The 19,742-nt window shown below is 63.8% G+C and carries 18 protein-coding genes; 11 read left to right on the top strand and 7 right to left on the bottom strand.

What is annotated here, in order from left to right:
• Window positions 1–74 precede the first annotated feature (74 nt).
• Entirely contained in the window at window positions 75–992 is a 918-nt protein-coding gene (nadA, locus tag ACFOLG_RS00820) for a quinolinate synthase NadA (protein ID WP_386087421.1), read from the bottom strand.
• A 237-nt stretch (window positions 993–1,229) separates the two neighbouring features.
• Here nadA and ACFOLG_RS00815 point away from each other — a divergent pair, with 237 nt between their 5' ends.
• The 6 genes from ACFOLG_RS00815 (at window position 1,230) to xerD (ending at window position 6,907) form a co-directional block, all read left to right on the top strand.
• On the top strand, window positions 1,230–3,935 hold the full coding sequence (locus tag ACFOLG_RS00815) for a bifunctional acetate--CoA ligase family protein/GNAT family N-acetyltransferase (RefSeq protein WP_386087419.1): 2,706 nt from the start codon (window positions 1,230–1,232) through the stop codon (window positions 3,933–3,935).
• 77 nt (window positions 3,936–4,012) lie between these two features.
• The gene (gene rpsP, locus ACFOLG_RS00810; protein ID WP_088965286.1) at window positions 4,013–4,261 is read left to right on the top strand and encodes a 30S ribosomal protein S16; all 249 of its coding nucleotides are present in this window, start codon (window positions 4,013–4,015) and stop codon (window positions 4,259–4,261) included.
• 33 nt (window positions 4,262–4,294) lie between these two features.
• Window positions 4,295–4,804: a ribosome maturation factor RimM gene (rimM, locus tag ACFOLG_RS00805; protein WP_386087417.1), complete on the top strand. Its 510-nt coding sequence runs from the start codon at window positions 4,295–4,297 to the stop codon at window positions 4,802–4,804.
• Window positions 4,804–5,574 carry a tRNA (guanosine(37)-N1)-methyltransferase TrmD gene (gene trmD, locus ACFOLG_RS00800; protein ID WP_386087415.1) on the top strand — a complete coding sequence of 257 codons (771 nt, stop codon included), beginning with the start codon at window positions 4,804–4,806 and terminating at the stop codon, window positions 5,572–5,574. The genes rimM and trmD overlap by 1 nt, the downstream gene beginning before the upstream one ends.
• A gap of 1 nt (window position 5,575) precedes the next feature.
• Window positions 5,576–5,935 (top strand): 50S ribosomal protein L19, encoded by a 360-nt coding sequence (gene rplS / locus ACFOLG_RS00795; RefSeq protein WP_349588397.1) that lies wholly within the window; start codon window positions 5,576–5,578, stop codon window positions 5,933–5,935.
• Between the two features lie 81 nt (window positions 5,936–6,016).
• Complete coding sequence (gene xerD, locus ACFOLG_RS00790) at window positions 6,017–6,907, top strand: site-specific tyrosine recombinase XerD (protein ID WP_386087413.1); 891 nt, start codon at window positions 6,017–6,019, stop codon at window positions 6,905–6,907.
• 131 nt (window positions 6,908–7,038) lie between these two features.
• Here the strand turns inward: xerD and clpA are convergent, their stop codons facing one another.
• Together clpA and clpS are read right to left on the bottom strand one after the other, a co-directional pair.
• On the bottom strand, window positions 7,039–9,321 hold the full coding sequence (gene clpA / locus ACFOLG_RS00785) for an ATP-dependent Clp protease ATP-binding subunit ClpA (protein ID WP_386087411.1): 2,283 nt from the start codon (window positions 9,319–9,321) through the stop codon (window positions 7,039–7,041).
• A complete protein-coding gene (gene clpS / locus ACFOLG_RS00780) occupies window positions 9,321–9,629 on the bottom strand; it encodes an ATP-dependent Clp protease adapter ClpS (RefSeq protein ID WP_386087409.1) in 309 nt (102 codons plus the stop codon). The genes clpA and clpS overlap by 1 nt, the downstream gene beginning before the upstream one ends.
• Window positions 9,630–9,867: 238 nt before the next feature.
• Here clpS and ACFOLG_RS00775 point away from each other — a divergent pair, with 238 nt between their 5' ends.
• Window positions 9,868–10,071, top strand: coding sequence for a cold-shock protein (locus ACFOLG_RS00775; protein ID WP_386087407.1), 204 nt, complete (start codon window positions 9,868–9,870; stop codon window positions 10,069–10,071).
• A 64-nt stretch (window positions 10,072–10,135) separates the two neighbouring features.
• Here ACFOLG_RS00775 and mdtH read toward each other — a convergent pair whose 3' ends face one another.
• A complete protein-coding gene (mdtH, locus tag ACFOLG_RS00770; RefSeq protein WP_386087405.1) occupies window positions 10,136–11,335 on the bottom strand; it encodes a multidrug efflux MFS transporter MdtH in 1,200 nt (399 codons plus the stop codon).
• Between the two features lie 94 nt (window positions 11,336–11,429).
• On the opposite strand from mdtH, the gene ACFOLG_RS00765 reads away from it, so the two are divergent.
• Window positions 11,430–12,317, top strand: coding sequence for a LysR family transcriptional regulator (locus ACFOLG_RS00765; protein WP_386087403.1), 888 nt, complete (start codon window positions 11,430–11,432; stop codon window positions 12,315–12,317).
• Window positions 12,318–12,393: 76 nt separating this feature from the next.
• Here the strand turns inward: ACFOLG_RS00765 and icd are convergent, their stop codons facing one another.
• Both icd and ACFOLG_RS00755 read right to left on the bottom strand, forming a co-directional pair.
• Window positions 12,394–13,638 carry an NADP-dependent isocitrate dehydrogenase gene (gene icd, locus ACFOLG_RS00760; protein WP_386087401.1) on the bottom strand — a complete coding sequence of 415 codons (1,245 nt, stop codon included), beginning with the start codon at window positions 13,636–13,638 and terminating at the stop codon, window positions 12,394–12,396.
• 296 nt (window positions 13,639–13,934) lie between these two features.
• Window positions 13,935–16,172 carry an NADP-dependent isocitrate dehydrogenase gene (locus ACFOLG_RS00755; RefSeq protein WP_386087399.1) on the bottom strand — a complete coding sequence of 746 codons (2,238 nt, stop codon included), beginning with the start codon at window positions 16,170–16,172 and terminating at the stop codon, window positions 13,935–13,937.
• Window positions 16,173–16,423: 251 nt separating this feature from the next.
• Between ACFOLG_RS00755 and ACFOLG_RS00750 the strand changes: the two genes are divergently transcribed.
• The 3 genes from ACFOLG_RS00750 (at window position 16,424) to aceK (ending at window position 19,161) form a co-directional block, all read left to right on the top strand.
• Complete coding sequence (locus ACFOLG_RS00750; protein ID WP_386087397.1) at window positions 16,424–16,675, top strand: hypothetical protein; 252 nt, start codon at window positions 16,424–16,426, stop codon at window positions 16,673–16,675.
• Window positions 16,636–17,307, top strand: coding sequence for a pseudouridine synthase (locus tag ACFOLG_RS00745; protein ID WP_386087395.1), 672 nt, complete (start codon window positions 16,636–16,638; stop codon window positions 17,305–17,307). The genes ACFOLG_RS00750 and ACFOLG_RS00745 overlap by 40 nt, the downstream gene beginning before the upstream one ends.
• Window positions 17,308–17,388: 81 nt before the next feature.
• Entirely contained in the window at window positions 17,389–19,161 is a 1,773-nt protein-coding gene (aceK, locus tag ACFOLG_RS00740) for a bifunctional isocitrate dehydrogenase kinase/phosphatase (protein WP_386087393.1), read from the top strand.
• A gap of 99 nt (window positions 19,162–19,260) precedes the next feature.
• Here the strand turns inward: aceK and ACFOLG_RS00735 are convergent, their stop codons facing one another.
• The gene (locus ACFOLG_RS00735; protein WP_386087392.1) at window positions 19,261–19,698 is read right to left on the bottom strand and encodes a hypothetical protein; all 438 of its coding nucleotides are present in this window, start codon (window positions 19,696–19,698) and stop codon (window positions 19,261–19,263) included.
• Window positions 19,699–19,742: the final 44 nt, after the last annotated feature.

The following is a 19,742-nucleotide window of genomic DNA, read 5'->3' as shown; positions in this document are numbered from 1 at the left end:
ATCTCCGGGCGCGACGGGAACCTTGTGCCGCAAGTGAAACAGCCCGCCGAGGGGCGGGCTGTGATGGCGATGGATCAGCGGTAGTAGCGCTGGCTGAATTCCAGCATCCGCTCGATCGGCAGGCGGGCTGCGTCCATCTCCGCCTCGCTCAGGTAGTCGATGCGGGTGCCGATGCCCTGCTGTGCGCGCTTCACCGACTCGATGGTGTTCATCTTCATGTATGGACAGGAGTTGCACTGGCAACCGGCGTAGATCGGCGCCTGGCGGATGTCCAGGTCCGGGCGCGCCAGGCGCATGTTGTACAGGATGCCGTCCTCGGTGGCGACGAAGATCACGTCGCTCACGTCGCCGCTGTAGGCCTTCACCCAGTTGAGCATGCCGGAAGTGGAGCCGACGTACTCGGCGCGTTTCAGCACCGGCAGCGGGCTTTCCGGGTGGGCGATCAGGTGCGCCGGGGTGGCGCTGGCGCTCAGCGCCTCGTCCAGCGCCGCCTCGTTGAACTTGTCGTGCACCTCACACACCGCCGACCACAGCGGCATGTTGTAGCCGTACTGGTAGTTGAGGTAGGCGCCCATATTGCGGTCCGGCGAGAAGATCACCTGTTTGCCCTGCTGGTACAGGTCGGCAATGATGTCGTCCACATTGCGGCTGGTGACGATCCAGTCGGAGATGGCCTTGTGCGCGGCGGAGGAGTTGATATAAGACACATGCACGTGGTCCGGGTAGCTTTCCCGCCACTGTTGCAGTGCCGCAACGTCGGTCTGGGTAACCAGCGAACAGGTGGAGCCGGCATCCGGCAGGATCACCTCGGCCTGTGGGTTGAGGATCTTGGCGGTTTCCGCCATGAAGCGCACGCCGGCGAAGACGATGATGTCGGCGTTGGATTCACGGGCGAACAGGGACAGTTCCAGGCTGTCGCCGACCTTGTCGGCCATTTGCTGGATTTCCGGCTGGGTGTAGTAGTGGGCGAGGGTGACGACGCGTTTGCTCATGTGCTGCTCCCGGGAGGGAAGGCCTCTGCTGAATCGGGGTTATCATTTGATGCGGCGCAACATAAGTTGCCCGCCGAATCGGGAAGATTAGCAATAATAGACCGCCAACGCTACTGGCCGGCCGCGCTTGATGCCGCCGGCAAGCTGCGGCCAACGTTGGCAACTCGTTGCCATGAAAGCATTTTATGCCGGGCAGTGCACGTGGGTGGCTGCCTGTGTTAACCGGGATACCGCATCATGAAACCGCACTACCTGACGCCACTGTTTTCCCCCCGCAATGTCGCCGTGGTCGGCGCCAGCGACACGCCGGGCTCGGTAGGGCAGGCGGTGTTCGCCAACCTGCTGGCGGGCAACTTCCAGGGCAAGCTGTACCCGGTGAACCTGAACCACAAGGTGGTGGGCGGCATCCCGGCGCAGCCGTCGGTGAAGCTGATCGATGGCCCGGTGGACATGGCGGTGGTCACCACTGCGCTGCGCAGCCTGCCCGCCATCGTCAAGGACTGCGGCAAGAAGGGGGTGAAGGGCATCCTGCTGGCCAAGGATTTCGCCGATTCCGAGGAGCAGGAGCGTGCCGCGCTGGCCGAGGCGCTGTCTATCGCCAAGCACTACGGTATTCGTATTCTCGGCCCCAACGTGCTGGGGCTGATGCGGCCGGTGGCCGGCTTCAACGCCAGCAACTACAACAGCCGGGTGCGCGCCGGCAACCTGGCGCTGGTGTCGCAGTCATCGGCGCTGTGCACGGCGATGCTGGACTGGGCCGACAGCAAGGGCATCGGCTTCTCCAGCGTGGTGTCGGTGGGCGAAGCGCTGGATGTGGAGTTCGGCGAGATTCTGGATTACCTGGTGGCGGACAACTTCACCCAGGGCATCCTGCTGCACGTGCATCACGTGCATGACGCGCGCCGCTTCATGAGCGCGCTGCGCGCCGCGGCGCGTACCAAGCCGGTGGTGGTGGTGAAGTCCGGCCGTTACGAGGACGACGTCACCGGCCTGACCCATTCCTCCAACCTGGTGGAAAGCGGCGACGTGTTCGACGCCGCGCTGTCGCGCGCCGGTGTGCTGCGGGTGTCTACCATCGCGCAGCTGTTCACCGCCGCCAAGGTGCTGGCGGCCAACTACCGGGTGCAGGGGCGGCGCCTCGCCATCGTCACCAACGGTATTGGCCCCGGTGTGCTGGCGGCGGACAGTGCCTATATGTACGGCGTGGAGCTGGCCAAACTGTCCGACGCCTCGATGGCGCTGCTGAACGATGCCTTGCCGGCCAACTGGTCGCACGGCAACCCGGTGGACATCATCGGCGACGCCAGCCCGGTGCGCTTCCGTACCGCGGTGAAGGTCTGCCTCGACGACCCGAATGTCGACGGCGTGCTGGTGATCTTCACGCCGCAGGCCGGCACCGACCACCTGACCACCGCGCAGCTGATGGTCGGCCTGCAGCGCGAGTCCAGCAAGCCGATGTTCCTGTCCTGGCTGGGCGATGCCAAGGTATCGGAAAGCCGCGAGCTGTTCTCCAAGGCCAAGTGTGCGCATTTCCGCGCGCCGGAATTCGCCATCGAGGTGTTCCGCAACCTGGCGTCCTACCACCATAACCAGCAGATGCTGCTGCAGACGCCGGCACCGCTGGAAGGTGCCCTGGTAGTGCCGGACGTGTCGCGTGCCCGCGCGGTGATCGCCGCGGCCAAGCAGCAGGGGCGGGCGGTGCTGTCCGAGCGCGAGAGCAAGGAGGTGCTGGCGGCGTTCCATATCCCGGTGAACCCGGCGCGCCTGGCGCGCGACGCCGATGAGGCGGCAAGGTTGGCCGCAGACATCGGCTACCCGGTGGTGCTGAAGATCGACTCGCCGGACATCATCTACAAGTCCGATGTCGGCGGCGTGGAGCTGAATATCGCCAACGAACCCAGCCTGCGCGAGGCCTACGCCGCCATCCTGGCGCGCGCGCAGGCGGCGCGGCCGGATGCGCGCATCGAAGGTATTTCGGTGCAGCCGATGCGCAAGCGGCGCAACGCGCGTGAGCTGATGGTAGGGGTGACCCACGATGCCTCGTTCGGGCCGGTGATCACCTTCGGCGCCGGCGGCATCGCGGTGGAGGTGATGCAGGACCGTGCGCTGAGCCTGCCGCCGGTCAACCAGTATCTGGTCGAGCGCATGATAGACAAGACCCGTATCGGCAAGATTCTCGGCCCGTTCAAGAACATGCCGGCGGTGGAGATGGAGGCGCTGAAGAGCGTGCTGCTGCACGTGTCGGAGCTGGTGTGCGAGCTGCCGGAAGTGCGCGAGATGGACATCAACCCGGTGATGGCGGACGAGCAGGGCGTGCTGGCGCTTGATGCGCGCATCATCATTCAGCCCTTGCCGGCGCGCAGCAAGCCGTACGGTCACATGGCCATCATGCCGTACCCGATGCACATGGTGCATTGCTCGATGCTGAAGGATGGCACGCCGGTGATCATCCGCCCGGTGCGGCCGGAGGATGCGCACATGCAACAGGAGTTCGTGCGCAATCTGTCGGAGGAAAGCCGCTACAACCGCTACATGTCCAGCATCAAGCAGCTGTCGCAATCGATGCTGGTGCGCTTCACCCAGCTGGACTACGACCGCGAGATGGCGCTGGCGATGATACGCGAGGCCGACGGCGTGGAAGAGCAGCTGGCAGTGGCACGCTACGTCACCGATCCGGACAACGAGAGCTGCGAATTCGCGCTGGAGGTGGCCGACCACTGGCAGGGCAAGGGCATCGGCGTGATCCTGATGAACGCGCTGTTCGACGCCGCGCGCGAGCAGGGGCTGAAAGTGATGGTGGGCGAGGTGCTGGCCGGCAACAAGGGCATGCTCAAACTCATGACCCGGCTGGGTTTTGGCGTGCAGGTACATCCGGAGGACCGGGCACTCACCATCGTGACCAAAAACCTGTCGCCGGAGCCGCCTGCGCCGTCGGTCCAATAAGCGCTTGCGGCGTAAGGGAAAAATGCCATAGAATCGGGGGCTTTTCTACGAATCCGAATTTTTAGGGATAATCGACAATGGTAGTTATTCGCCTGTCTCGCGGCGGTTCCAAGAACCGTCCGTTCTACAACGTGGTTGTAACCGACTCCCGCAACCGTCGTGACGGCCGCTTCATCGAGCGTCTGGGTTTCTACAACGCCGTAGCCAACGACAAGCAGGAGCGCGTTCGTCTGGCCATGGACCGCGTGAACCACTGGATCGGTGTTGGCGCCCAGGTGTCCGACGCTGTTGCCAAGCTGCTGAAAGAGCAGTCCAAAGCTGCCTGATTTTGTAATTAGGTCAGTAAGGAAGCAAGGCGCATGCGTGACGCAGATCTAGTGGTAATGGGGTTCGTCCGCGGCGCCTTTGGTGTTCGTGGCTGGGTGAAAGTCCAGGCAGACACCGAAAATACCGATAGCCTGTTCGACTACCCGCAGTGGTGGTTGAAGCAGAAAAACGGCGAATGGAAGGCTTTCACTTTCGAAGACGGTGCCATCCAGCCCAAGGCGCTGGTGGTGAAGTTCGAGGAAGTGGACGATCGCGATGTGGCGGAAGCCATGCGCGGCATGCAGGTGGCGATTCCGCGCGAATTGCTGCCCAAGCCTCCGGCGGATGAGTATTACTGGATTGATTTGATTGGCCTCGAAGTGGTCAACCGCGAGAACATCGTGTTGGGCAAAGTGACCGACCTGATGGAAACCGGTGCCAACGACGTTCTGGTTGTCCGTGGTGAAACGGATGAGCGGCTGATACCTTTTGTGTCGGATTACATTGTCGATGTTGATCTGGCCGCAAAACGCATCACCGTGGACTGGGGCCTGGATTATTAATGCAGCTTGATGCCATTACGCTGTTCCCGGAAATGTTCGACTCGCTGACCCGCTTCGGGGTAACCCGGCGGGCGCTGGAACAGACGATCTGGCAGTTTGGCGCCTGGAATCCGCGCGACTTCACTACCGACAATTACCACACCGTGGACGATCGCCCTTATGGCGGTGGCCCAGGCATGGTGATGATGGTGGAGCCGCTGGAAAAAGCCATTGCCGCGGCCAAGGCCCGGCAGGCGGCGCAGGGTGTCGAGCAAAGCCACGTCATTTACCTGTCGCCGCAAGGCAGTCGCCTGACGCATGCCAAGGCAGCGGAACTGGCGCAAAAGCCAGGGCTGATCCTGCTGTGCGGGCGTTACGAAGGTATCGACGAGCGCCTGATCGACAGCGCAGTCGACGAAGAAATCTCGGTCGGGGATTACGTGCTGTCCGGTGGCGAACTACCTGCCATGGTGTTGATGGATGCCGTGCTGCGTTTGTTGCCCGGCGTGCTCAACGATGCGCAGTCCGCGTATGAAGATTCGTTCGTGAACGATCTGCTGGATTGCCCGCACTACACCCGGCCGGAAGAATATCGTGGTGTACGGGTGCCGGATGTCCTGATGTCCGGCAATCACGCCATGATCGCCAAGTGGCGACTGAAGCAATCCCTGGGGCGCACTTTCGAGCGCCGTCCCGAATTGCTGGCGTCGCGCACATTGACCAAACAGGAATCTCGGCTGCTGGCGGAGTACCAGCAGGAACAAGATTCCAGCAAAAACAAGGAGCATTAACATGGATCTGATCCAGCAACTGGAACAGGAAGAAATCGCCCGTCTGGGTAAAACCATCCCTGAATTTGCACCGGGCGATACCGTTATCGTTCAGGTAAAAGTAAAGGAAGGTAACCGCGAGCGTCTGCAGGCTTACGAAGGCGTGGTAATCGCCAAGCGTAGCCGCGGTCTGAACAGCTCCTTCATCGTGCGCAAACTGTCTTCCGGCGAAGGCGTTGAGCGTACTTTCCAGACTTTCTCCCCGCTGGTAGCTTCCATCGAAGTGAAGCGCCGTGGTGACGTACGTCGCGCCAAGCTGTACTACCTGCGTGGTCGTACCGGCAAGTCCGCACGTATCAAGGAAAAACTGGTTCGCAAGTAAGCCGTTACGGTTGACTTGTCGTACCCTGAAAGCGCCGGCAGCTGCCGGCGCTTTTTTCATGTCCAACGTTGGCCGCAGCAGATGACGGTAGCCACTTCTCTCCATCTCGACACTTTCCTCGACACGCTGTGGCTGGCCGACAACTTGTCGGCCAACACCCTGGCAGCCTATCGCCGCGACCTGCTGCGCCTGGAGCAGGCGTTGCAGCCGTATGGCCATAACCTGGACAGCGCCGACACCCCGGCGCTGGAGCAGGTGATGCTGCAGCTGATCGACACCGACAAGCCGGCCACCCGCGCGCGGCGGCTGTCCGCCGCGCGCCGCTTCTACCACTACCTGTGCCAGCAGAAGCTGCGCGACGACGACCCCACCGTGCACCTGCAGGCGCCGCGGCTGGGGCTGCGCCTGCCCGGCGCGCTGTCGGAAGGGCATGTCGAGGCGCTGCTGGCGGCGCCGGAGGTGGACACCACGCTGGGGCTGCGCGATCGCGCGCTGATCGAGACGCTGTACGCCACCGGCCTGCGCGTCAGCGAGCTGGTGGGGTTGACCCTGCCGCAGCTGCAGCTGGGCGAAGGCTATGTGCGCATCGTCGGCAAGGGCAACAAGGAGCGGCTGGTGCCACTGGGCGAGGTGGCCGAGGACTGGCTGCGGCGCTACCTGGCGGATAGCCGGCCGCTGATCATGGGCGCGGCGCGCAGCGAGGACCTGTTCGTCAGCAACCGCAAGCAGGCGATGACACGGCAGATGGCCTGGCACCTGATCGTCAAATACGGCCGCCAGGCCGGCATTCCGCCATTGTCGCCGCACACCCTGCGCCACGCCTTTGCCACCCACCTGGTGAACCACGGCGCCGACCTGCGCGTGGTACAGCTGCTGCTGGGCCACGCCAGCCTGTCCACTACCCAGATCTACACCCACGTCGCGCGCGAGCGGCTGAAGGCGCTGCACGCGATGCACCATCCGCGCGGCTGAAGCCGAGCCTGGGGCGGAGCATGGCTGCGCGCGCGACGCCGCCGCTGCCGGGGCCGAGGTTTGCGGCCAACGTTGGCCGCAATAAAAAAACGCCCCGCAATGCGGGGCGTTGTTGCGTCGGCAGACAGCGTTTACACGGTGGCTTCGGCCAGCTCGCCAAAGTTCAGCGCCACCTTGCCTTCGGCATCCAGGTCCACCGTCACGTCGCCGCCATGTGCCAGCCTGCCGAACAGCAGCTCGTCGGCCAGCGCCTTGCGGATGGTGTCCTGGATCAGGCGTGCCATCGGGCGCGCGCCCATCAGCGGGTCGAAGCCGTGCTTGGCCAGGTGCTTGCGCAGCGTGTCGCTGAAGTGGATGTCCACTTTCTTGTCCGACAGCTGGTGCTCCAGCTGCATCAGGAACTTGTCCACCACCTGCAGGATGATCACCTCGTCCAGCATGCGGAACGGGATGATGGCATCCAGCCGGTTGCGGAATTCTGGGCTGAACAGGCGTTTGATGTCGGCCATCTCGTCGCCGGTCTGCTTGCTGCCGGTGAAGCCGATCGAGGCCTTGGACAGCGACTCGGCGCCGGCGTTGGTGGTCATGATGATCACCACGTTACGGAAGTCCGCCTTGCGACCGTTGTTGTCGGTCAGCGTGCCGTGGTCCATCACCTGCAGCAGCACGTTGAAAATGTCCGGATGCGCCTTCTCGATCTCGTCCAGCAGCAGTACCGCGTACGGATGCTTGTTGATCTGCTCGGTGAGCAGGCCGCCCTGCTCGAAGCCGACGTAGCCCGGCGGCGCGCCGATCAGCCGCGACACCGCGTGGCGCTCCATGTACTCGGACATGTCGAAGCGGATCAGCTCCACCCCCAGGAAATAGGCCAGCTGCTTGGCCACCTCGGTCTTGCCCACCCCGGTCGGGCCGGAGAACAGGAAGGAGCCGATCGGCTTCTGCGGGTTGCCGAGGCCGGAGCGCGACATCTTGATGGCGGCGGCCAGCGCATCGATGGCCTTGTCCTGGCCGAACACCACGTTCTTCAGGTCGCGGTCCAGGTTCTTCAGCACGTTGCGGTCGTCGCTGGAGATGGTCTTGGCCGGAATGCGCGCGATCTTGGCAATGATGTCCTCGATCTCGCCCTTGTTGATCACCTTCTTCTGCCGCGACTTGGGCAGGATCTTCTGCGCCGCGCCGGCTTCGTCGATCACGTCGATGGCCTTGTCCGGCAGATGGCGGTCGTTGATGTAGCGCGCCGATAGCTCGGCGGCGGTCGACAGTGCGGCCAACGTGTACTTCACGCCATGGTGCGCCTCGAAGCGGCTCTTCAGCCCCTTCAGGATCTCGATGGTCTGTTCCACCGACGGTTCCGGCACGTCGATCTTCTGGAAGCGGCGCGACAGCGCGCTGTCTTTCTCGAAGATGCCGCGGTACTCGCCGTAGGTGGTGGCGCCGATGCAGCGCAGGCTGCCGTTGGACAGCGCCGGCTTCAGCAGGTTGGATGCGTCCAGCGTGCCGCCGGAGGCCGCGCCGGCCCCGATCAGGGTGTGGATCTCGTCGATGAACAGGATGGCGTGGCTGTCCTCGGCCAGCTGCTTGATCACCTGTTTCAGGCGCTGCTCGAAATCGCCGCGGTATTTGGTGCCGGCCAGCAGCGCGCCCATGTCCAGCGAGTACACGGTGGCGCGGGTCAGCACCTCCGGCACTTCGCCGGCAACGATGCGGCGGGCCAGGCCTTCGGCGATGGCGGTCTTGCCGACGCCGGCCTCACCCACCAGCAGCGGGTTGTTCTTGCGGCGGCGGCACAGGATCTGGATCACGCGTTCCACTTCCTGCTCGCGGCCGATCAACGGGTCGATCTTGCCGTCGCGCGCCTGCTGGTTCAGGTTCTGGGTGTAGTTTTCCAGCGCGCCACCCGGCGAGCCGTTGCCATCCTCCCCTTCGCTCTCGCTACTGTCGTGGTGATCCTGGCTGCCGGAACTGGAGGTCGGCTTGGAGCTTTGCTTGGTAATGCCGTGGGAAATGAAGTTCACCACGTCCAGGCGCGAAATGCCTTGCTGGTGCAGGTAATACACGGCGTGCGAATCCTTTTCGCCGAAGATGGCGACCAGGATGTTGGCCCCGGTGACTTCCTTCTTGCCGGAAGACTGCACGTGCAGGATGGCGCGCTGGATCACGCGCTGGAACCCCAGTGTGGGCTGGGTTTCCACATCGGCATCGCCGGGCACGGTGGGGGTGTGTTCGTCGATAAAGTCGGTCAGCTGTTTCTTCAGCTGCTCGATATTGGCACCGCAGGCACGCAGGACTTCGGCCGCAGACGGATTGTCGGTCATCGCCAAGAGCAGGTGCTCAACGCTGATGAATTCATGCCGCTTGCGCCGTGCATCCATGAACGCCATGTGCAGGCTTACTTCCAGTTCCTGGGCAATCATCAGTTTTCCTCCATGACACACTGCAGCGGATGCTGGTGCGTCTGTGCGTGCTGCAAAACTTGTGCAACTTTGGTGGCAGCAATGTCTTTGGTGTAAACACCACAAAGGCCCCTGCCTTCATTGTGGACCTGCAACATGACGCGGGTGGCTTTTTCCGCATCCATGTGGAAGAAGTGCTGCAAGACTTCCACCACAAAATCCATCGGGGTGAAATCGTCGTTTAACAACAATACCTTATATAGCGGTGGCGGATTCGCCCGGACCTTGCTGGCCTCGGTCGAGACATCATCCTTGTACTGCGTAGACATGGGAACCTTCTGCGAATTCGCGCTCAATTCAATTTTGGTTCGGGCAGGGGCTTTTTCAAGGTCTGCCGCTTTCTATTGCATTGTCTTGACGTTGTCACAGGCGAAGCGTAGAAAGGCAATCGGTGTTCCGCTGCGACGTGTCAGCCGTATGCATTACTGTACCTGCTGCTGCGCGCCAGCTCTCAATAATTTGCAGGCCTCACCAGCCTGCTACCGTCTACTTGAGGTTTAGTGACACATGGCAACTGGTATCGTTAAGTGGTTCAACGACGCTAAAGGTTTTGGTTTCATCACTCCGGACGAGGGTGGTGAAGACCTGTTTGCACATTTCTCCGCAATCAATGTGCAAGGCTTCAAGTCGCTGGCCGAAGGTCAGCGCGTAAGCTTCGAAGTGACCCAAGGCCCGAAGGGCAAGCAGGCGTCCAACATCCAGAAGGCGTAATTTTTACGCAAGCTGCATGAAAAACCCCGCATCCGAGGATGCGGGGTTTTTTTGCGTCCGGCATTCAGGCCGGTTGCCAGCCGCTCCGGCGGCGCGGGTACAGCTGGCGTTGCAGTGCCAGCATGGTGACGATGCCGACCGTGGTGAGCACCAGCCACGGCAGCGCCGGCGTGTTGCCGGCACGCGAGATGTCCAGCAGCCAGCCGCCGCCCAGGTAGCCGGCGGCGCCGCCCAGCGCCAGCCCCAGGCGGCTGGTGCCGGTGTAGCCGGCGCGGGCGTCGTTGCTGGCCATGCCGGCCAGCAGCGTTTCGCGTGCCGGCTCGGTGATCAGCGAGCCGATATAGAACAGCGCCAGGATCACGAAGGCCGGCAGCGGCTGGCGCACCATGCTCATCAGCAGCAGGCTGAGGCTCATCAGACCGATGCCGCACAGGATGCGCCCGGCCGGGGTGAAATGGCGCTCGCCCAGCCGGGCCAGCGGGTACAGCAGGCTGAGCGACAGCACCGTTTCCAGCGCATACATCCAGCCCACTGCCTGGTTGCTGCCACTGAGCTGCTTCAACACCACCGGCACCAGTAGCATGATCTGCACCCCCAGCGCGTAGTAGCCGCTTAGCGTTAGCACCAGCCGCATATAGCGCTTGTCGGCCAGTACGGTACGCATCGATGCCAGCGGCGAAGTGCGGCGCGCGGTGACGCGATAGGCTGGCAGTAGCCACAGGTTGGCCGCAGCCGCCAGCACGAAGATGGCGCAGCCACCCATGCCCACCCACCAGAAGTCGAAATGCAGCAGCCAGGAGCCGATCATGGCACCGGCCACCCCGGCGGCGCTTTCTACCATCATCAGCAGGCTGTAGAAGCGGCTGCGCTCTGCCGGGCGCGTCAGCTTGATCACCAGTGCCGAGCGCGGCGGGTCGAACAGCGTGCCGCCCAGCCCGGACAGCACACAGGAAAATACCAGCAGGGCGGCACTGTCGGCCTCGGCCATCACGGCAAAACCGGCGGCGCGCAGCAGCATGCCGGCCACGATCAGTGGCCGGGCGCCGTAACGGTCGGCCAGCGAACCGCCCAGCAGCCCCAGGCCCTGCTGCAGCAACTGGCGCACGGCCAGCGCCAGGCCGACAGCGGCGGCGGCCCAGCCCAGCTGGTCGACAAAGTGCAGGCTGATCAGCGGGAACACGATGAAGAAGCCGAATACCACCAGCGCGGTGTCCAGAAAAATGAAGTAGCGCCCCAGGCGCCGTGCCTGTGCCATGCGTGCCATGATCGCTCCATGCCCTGAATTGGTGCCCTATTGTCATGGTGCAGCAGCTATCATTGAAGCCGTTAACAGCTAATATTTCCTATTGGTTTTGCTTATGGCTATTTCGATAGACGATCTGGCGCTGCTGCTAGATATCGTCGCCTGCGGCAGCTTCAGCCAGGCAGCGGCGCGGCGCGGCTGGTCGCAGCCGCAGGTGAGCCAGCGCATCGCCGCGCTGGAGCAGGAAATCGGCACCCGGCTGTTCCTGCGCCATCGCCGTGGCGCGGTGGCCACTGCCGCCTGTCAGGCGTTTCTGCCCGCCGCCCGTGCCGCGCTGGCGGCGCTGGAGGAGGGTCGCAAGGCGGTGCAGGGCGCGCCGGCGCTGCCGCGGCTGACGCTGGCCAGCCTGCCGTCGCTGGCGTCGGTGATCTTCGGTCCGGTGCTGCTGGCGCTGGCCGAGGCGCCGTTCGAGATCCGCTGCAGCACCGACCACTCGCCGGCCATCATGGAGCGGCTGCTCACCGGCACCGCCGAGGTGGGCTTCGTGCTGAAATGCCCGCCGATGGCCGGTATCCAGATGGAGCGCATCTGGTGCTCGCCCATCGTGCCGGTGGTGCACAAGCGCCACCCGCTGGCGCGTGCCGGCGTGCTGACGCTGGCCGAGGTGGCCAACCAGCGGCTGGCGCCGCAGTTCTGGGGCGATGGTTGCGACGAGCTGATGGCGCTGCTGCGGCCGCACCGCACCGTCAGCTGGCCACTGCACGCGGTACAGCCGGCCAGCGCGGCGCGCGAGCTGGCGATGGAGCACGGTTTCCTGACCTTCTCGCCAGAGGTGGCGGTGAAGCGCGACCTGCGCGAGGGCAGGCTGGTGAAGCTGCAGATCGGCGACCTGCCGCTGTGGCAGTGGGAGGTGATGATGGCCTGGCGCGCCGGCAAGCGCCCGGATGCCCCCAAGCAGCAGGTGCTGGACACGGTGCGGGCGATGGCGCCGGACTGGGCGTAGCGGCATGCGGCCAACGTTGGCCGCATGAAACGCACAAGGCCCGCAGCGCGGGCCTTGTGCCTTACTACGGCTTGGCTTACATCCGCGCGATCATCGCGTCGCCAAAGGCGGAGCAGCTGATCTCGGTGGCGCCGTCCATCAGGCGCGCGAAGTCGTAGGTCACCTGCTTGTCGGCGATGGCGGCCTCCATGGAGCGGATCACTAGATCGGCGGCTTCCTTCCAGCCCAGGTGGCGCAGCATCATCTCGGCGGAGAGGATCAGCGAGCCCGGGTTCACCTTGTCCTGGCCGGCGTATTTCGGTGCGGTGCCATGGGTGGCTTCGAAGCAGGCGTACTGGTCGGAGATATTGGCCCCCGGCGCGATGCCGATGCCGCCTACCTGCGCGGCCAGCGCATCGGAGATGTAGTCGCCGTTCAGGTTCAGGGTGGCCACTACGTCGTACTCGGCCGGGCGCAGCAGGATCTGCTGCAGGAAGGCGTCGGCAATGGCGTCCTTGACGATGATGTCGCGGCCGGTGTTCGGGTTGGCAAACTTGCACCACGGGCCGCCGTCGATCGGCTGGGCGCCGAACTCGTCCTGCGCCAGCTGGTAGGCCACATCACGGAACAGGCCCTCGGTGAACTTCATGATGTTGCCCTTGTGCACGATGGTCACCGACTTGCGGTCGTTGTCCACCGCGTACTGGATGGCGGCGCGCACCAGGCGCTGGGTGCCCTCGATGGATACCGGCTTGATGCCGATGCCGGAGGTCTCCGGAAAGCGCATCTTCTTCACGCCCATCTCGTCCTGCAGGAACTTGATGATTTTCTTCGCACCTTCGGACTGTGCCGCCCATTCGATGCCGGCGTAGATGTCCTCGGTGTTCTCGCGGAAGATCACCATGTTCACCAGTTCCGGCTGCTTGAGCGGCGAGGGCACGCCCTGGAAGTACTGCACCGGGCGCACGCACTGGTACAGGTCCAGCTCCTGGCGCAGCGCCACATTCAGCGAGCGGATGCCGCCGCCGACCGGGGTGGTCATCGGGCCCTTGATCGACACCGAGTATTCCTTCAGCGCATCGAAGGTTTCCCGCGGCAGCCATTCGTCCGGGCCGTACAGGCGGGTGGATTTCTCGCCGGCATACACTTCCATCCAGTGGATCTGCTTCTCGCCGCCGTAGGCCTTGGCCACCGCGGCGTCGATGACCTTGATCATCACCGGGGCGATGTCGATGCCGATGCCGTCCCCCTCGATGAACGGGATGATCGGGTTGTTCGGAATCGGCTGGCCCGGAACGATTTTCTGCCCGCCGGCCGGTACCTTGATATGGGATGCGCTCATCACTACCACTCCTCTGTGGACTCCATCTGTGTTGACCTGTGTCGTGGCTACCGCACTGCGGCCCCTGGCTGTCGCACCCTGCGTTACAGGCGACTGCTGCTTGTTATTGTTAGCTCAAGGTTGGCCGCAGCGGTATCTGTGTTCGATAGCGTGCCACGCCGGGGTATTGTAGCCGAGCAGGCGCTTGGTGGAACATGCGCGCCGGCAAGCGGCCGCCAGCAGCAAGAAAAAACGCCAGGGCTGGGCCCTGGCGTGGTGGGGTGCAGGCAGCGCATGGCGCTGCGGTCGCGGCTGGCTTAGGCGTTTACGGCGGCCAGCGCGGCGTTGAAGGTGGCGCTCGGGCGCATTACCGCCTGGCACTTGGCGGCATCGGCCAGGTAGTAGCCGCCGATGTCCACCGGCTGGCCCTGCACCGCCTTCAGCTCGGCCACGATCTGTGCCTCGCCGTCGGTCAGTGCCTTGGCCAGCGGCGCGAACTGGGCGGCCAGCTCGGCGTTGGCACTTTGTGCGGCCAACTCCTGTGCCCAGTACATCGCCAGGTAGAACTGGCTGCCACGGTTGTCCAGCTCGCCGGTCTTCGGCGACGGGCCCTTGCTGTTGTCCAGCAGCTTGCCGGTGGCGGCGTCCAGCGTCTGCGCCAGGATCTTGGCCTTGTCGTTGCCGGTCTTCAGCCCCAGGTCTTCCAGCGATACCGCCAGGGCCAGGAACTCGCCCAGCGAATCCCAGCGCAGGTGGTTTTCTTCCACCAGCTGCTGCACGTGTTTCGGTGCGGAACCGCCGGCACCGGTTTCGTACATGCCGCCGCCGGCCATCAGCGGCACGATGGACAGCATCTTGGCGCTGGTGCCCAGTTCCATGATCGGGAACAGGTCGGTCAGGTAGTCGCGCAGGATGTTGCCGGTTACCGAGATGGTGTCCAGGCCGCGGATCACGCGCTCCAGGGTGTAGCGCATGGCGCGCACCTGCGACATGCACTCGATGTGCAGGCCGCTGGTGTCGTGATCCTTCAGGTAGCGCTTCACCTTCTTGATCAGCTCGTTTTCGTGCGGACGGTACGGGTCGAGCCAGAACACTGCCGGCATGCCGGAGTTGCGGGCACGGGTCACCGCCAGCTTCACCCAGTCGCGGATCGGGGCGTCCTTCACCTGGCACATGCGCCAGATGTCGCCTTGCTCCACGTTCTGGCTCAGCAGCACTTCGCCGGTGGCCAGGTCAACGATGTTGGCCACGCCGTCTTCGGAGATCTCGAAGGTCTTGTCGTGCGAGCCGTACTCTTCCGCTTTTTGCGCCATCAGGCCAACGTTCGGCACGGTGCCCATGGTCTTCGGATCGAAGTTGCCATGCCATTTGCAGAAGTTGATCATTTCCTGGTAGATGCGGGCGAAGGTGGATTCCGGCATCACGGCCTTCACGTCCTTCAGGCGGCCGTCGGCGCCCCACATCTTGCCGCCGTTGCGGATCATCGCCGGCATGGAGGCATCAACGATGATGTCGTTCGGCGAATGGAAGTTGGTGATGCCCTTGGCGGAATCCACCATCGCCAGCTCCGGGCGGCCTTCGTGGCAGGCGTGCAGGTCGCGCTTGATCTCGTCCTGCTTGGATTGCGGCAGGGTGGCGATCTTGTCGTACAGATTGGCCATGCCGTTGTTGACGTTCACGCCCAGCTCGTCGAACAGCTTGCCGTGCTTCTCGAACGCCGACTTGTAGAAAATCTTCACGCAGTGGCCGAACACGATGGGGTGCGACACCTTCATCATGGTGGCTTTCACGTGCAGCGAGAACATCACGCCGGTCTTGTGCGCGTCTTCGATTTCCTTCTCGTAGAACTCGCACAGCGCCTTCTTGCTCATGAACATGGAGTCGATGATCTCGCCGTCCTGCAGCGCCACCTTCGGCTTCAGCACGATGGTCTGGCCGCTGGCGGTCACCAGTTCCATCTTCACGTCACGTGCCTTGTCCAGGGTGATGGACTTCTCGCCGTGGTAGAAGTCGCCGTGGTGCATGTGCGAAACGTGGGTGCGCGATGCCTGGCTCCATTCAGCCATGCTGTGCGGGTGCTTGCGCGCGTATTCTTTCACCGCCTTGGGGGCGCGGCGGTCGGAGTTGCCTTCACGCAGCACCGGGTTCACCGCCGAGCCCAGACACTTGCTGTAGCGCGCCTTGATGGCCTTTTCTTCGTCGGAGCTCGGGTTTTCCGGGTATTCCGGCACCGGGTAGCCCTTGCTGTGCAGTTCCTTGATGCAGGCCTGCAGCTGGCCGACGGAGGCGCTGATGTTCGGCAGCTTGATGATGTTGGCGTCCGGGTCCTGCGTCAGGCGGCCCAGATCGGCCAGGGTGTCCGGCACTTTTTGTGCGTCGGTCAGATAATCGGGAAACTCGGCCAGTACGCGCGCGGCGACAGAAATGTCAGCGGTATCGATATTGATGCCAGCGGGGCCGGTAAAGGTACGGATGATCGGCAGGAAGGCGCTGGTTGCCAGCGCGGGCGCTTCGTCGGTGAGGGTGTAGATGATGGTCGGCTGTTCCGAAGGCATTACGCTATCTCCATGATTATCTTGTGACGACATAACAATGGCACGGGGGGCTTGCTGTGCGGGACGACAACCCGTGTCGACGCGGGGAAAGACATTGGAAAGGCGGGCGTGCAGTCCGCAAGACGCTGGCGGCGCCAGGGACCATGCTGCCCGGTGACTCTCGGGCGACTTTTCAAATGCGAATTATAACGCGTTGGGACCCTGCTGTTCGCAGCAGTTTCGAACTTTCCTGTCGTTTTCAAGATAGACGCTTGTTCGAATATGAATTATGTCGCGCTGAAGCGACGTTTTGTGCCGCCGCATCCGAAGCCTGTGCCGCCGCCAGCGGTGGCGATGTTCTGAAACGAATGTTTGAATTTGATCTGGCGCAAGACAATGCCGCGCTGCTGCGGGCCGGCCGCCGCTGTGCCGCCACCGTCGCGGCTTGCTATCATCCGGGCAATAGTCACTTTGCCCGCCAGCCATGTCCGAACTCATCCTGCTCAACAAGCCGTATGGCGTGATCTGCCAGTTTTCCGACCACCCGTTGCACCCGACGCTGAAATCCTGCGTGCCGATCGCCGGCGTCTACCCGGCCGGGCGGCTGGATACCGACAGCGAAGGCCTGCTGCTGCTGACCGGCGACGGCGAGCTACAGCACCGCATCGCCGACCCGCGCTGGAAACAGCCGAAGACCTACTGGGTGCAGGTGGAAGGCCGGCCGCGCGAGGAGCAGCTGCAGGCGCTGCGCGACGGCGTGGACCTGGGGGACTTCATCACCCAGCCGGCCGAGGTGCGGCTGCTGCCGGAAGCGCCGGCGCTGTGGGAGCGCAAGCCGCCGGTGCGCTTTCGCAAGACGGTGCCGGATGCCTGGCTGGAAATCATCATCAGCGAAGGCAAGAACCGCCAGGTGCGGCGCATGACCGCCAAGGTGGGGCTGCCGACACTGCGGCTGGTGCGGGTGGCGATCGGCCCGTGGCGGCTGGACGACCTGCAACCGGGCATGCTGCGCAGCATCGAGGTGTCGCTGGCCGACCTGCCGCGCCCGCGGCATGCCAAGCCCGCCGCGCCGGCAGCAGCCGGCAAGCCGCGGGAACCGGCGGCGGCGAAGGCCGCAGCAAGCGCGGCGCCGCGCTTCCGCTTCGCCAAAAAGTAGCCCCGCAGTGCGCGCCGCCGGCTGCGGCGCTTGTTCCCTCCCGGCCCGCCGCCGCGCGGCAGGCGCAACCGAGGTGCCAGCATGCTGATTCCCGAGTACTACAACCCGGTGGCGCGCGAGATTGCCCTGGCGCTGGTGGACGGCTTCGACCGCCACTACCGGCTGTTCCGTGAGGTGAGCCAGCAGGCCAAGCAGCTGTTCGAGGACGCCGACTGGCAGGGGGTGCAGAAGCTGGTACGCGACCGCATCCAGTTCTACGACGAGCGGGTGCACGAGACGGTGCAGCGGCTGCAGCAGGTGTATCACGCCGACCTGCTGGATGACGAAATCTGGCAGCAGGCCAAGCTGTACTTCATCGGCCTGCTCACCAACCACAAGCAGCCGGAGCTGGCCGAAACCTTCTTCAACTCGGTGTTCACCCGCATCCTGCACCGCGACTACTTCAACAACGACTTCATCTTCATCCGCCCGGCGATCTCCACCGAGTACATCGAGTCCGAGCCGCCGAGCTACCGCAGCTACTACCCGGCACAGGGCGGCCTGCGCCGTGCGCTGCGCCGGATCGTGGCCGACTTCGGCTGGCGGCTGCCGTTCGCCAACCAGTCGCGCGACCTGGCGCGGGTGATCCGGGCGGTGGACGAATTCTGCGGCCAACGTTGGCCGCAGGCCGAGGCCAACCTGCAGATCCAGGTGCTGTCCAGCGCCTGCTACCGCAACAAGAGCGCCTACATCTTCGGCAAGGTGATCAACGGCGGCCAGGTCTACCCGTTCGCGCTGCCGGTGCTGCACGATGCCGACGGCCGACTGTTCATCGACACCGTGCTGCTGGAGCCGTGGCGCATCGGCGTGCTGTTCTCCTTCAGCCGCGCCTATTTCATGGCCGACATGGCGGTGCCGTCCGGCTATGTGCAGTTCCTGCGCTCGATGCTGCCGACCAAGACCAAGGCCGAGCTGTACACCATGCTCGGGCTGCAGAAGCAGGGCAAGAACACCTTCTACCGCGACTTCATGCAGCACCTGCAGCACTCCGGCGACCAGTTCACCGTGGCGCCGGGCATCCGCGGCCTGGTAATGCTGGTGTTCACCCTGCCGTCCTACCCCTACGTGTTCAAGCTGATCAAGGACGTGTTCGGCGGCCCCAAGGAAGTGGATCGCGCCACGGTGAAGGCCAAGTACCAGCTGGTGAAACGCCACGACAGGGTTGGCCGCATGGCCGACACGCTGGAGTTTTCCAACGTGGCGTTTCCCAAGGCGCGCTTCAGCGCCGAGCTGCTGGACGAATTGCGCCGGCTGGCGGCCAGCAGCATCGAGGAGGGCGACGACAGCATCGTCATCCGTCACCTGTACATCGAGCGGCGCATGAAGCCGCTGAACCTGTACCTGATGAGCTGCGGCGAGGCGGAGAAAGAGCGGGTGGTGCGCGAGTACGGCGATGCCATTCGCGACCTGGCTGCGGCCAACATCTTCCCTGGCGACATGCTGTTCAAGAACTTCGGCGTCACCCGCTACGGGCGGGTGATCTTCTACGACTACGACGAAATCGAGTACATGACCGACTGCCACTTCCGCCGCATTCCGCCGGCGCCGAACCCGGAAATGGAGATGTCCGGCGAGGTGTGGTACCCGGTGGCGCGCGGCGACGTGTTCCCAGAGGAGTTCGGCACCTTCCTGCTGGGCGATCCGCTGGTGCGGCGGGTGTTCCTGCAGTACCACCGCGAGCTGCTGGATGCGGCGTTCTGGCAGCACAAGCAGCAGCGCATCCGCGAGGGCTGCATCGAGGACTTCTATCCCTACCCGGTGGAAATGCGCTTCTGCCAGCGCTACCCGGCGCGGCGCGCGCGGCCGGCGGGCTGAGGCAGAATGTCGCCGGTGGCCGGCATGTGTCGCGGCGAACAGGTTGGCCGCCAATGAAAACGGGAGGCAGCGCCTCCCGTTTTTTGCTACTGCATCTGCTCACGCCAGCGTCGGCGGGCAGTGGTGGTCGTCAAAATACGCCACTGGGCCGGCACTGGTGAGGCCGACATGGAAACAGCTGTCTTCCGGAAAAACCTCGCCGGCATTTTCTGCCGCGCGCACCACTTCGAACAGAACTTCCACTTCCTTGAAGTACTTGGCAATACGTTGATCGTTTGCCAGCAAGGCCTGGATGGCCTCGCGTTGCGGGTGGTCGCCTGCCACAACCAAGCTGCAATCGGGGCAGCTGATCAGGCTGATAGCGGGCGGGACGGAGATACCATGGGTATCCAGTTCTTCCCGCACGATGCGGGCAAATTGCGATAACTCCTTGCTGGCTCGTTCACGGATACCCGACAGCGGGAGGGCTTCGCCACCGTTGGCGGCACCAAACAGGCGCGCCAGCGCGGAAACTACGGCGTTACCTTCTGCATGCATAATCTTTGTGTCTCCTTTCCTGTGTGGCCATCGATTTATTTATT

Source organism: Vogesella facilis, assembly GCF_042648525.1.
In the GTDB taxonomy this organism is placed as follows: domain Bacteria; phylum Pseudomonadota; class Gammaproteobacteria; order Burkholderiales; family Chromobacteriaceae; genus Vogesella; species Vogesella facilis.
The sequence above is the reverse complement of the archived record's forward strand: the minus strand, read 5'-3'. Positions and strand labels throughout refer to the sequence as shown.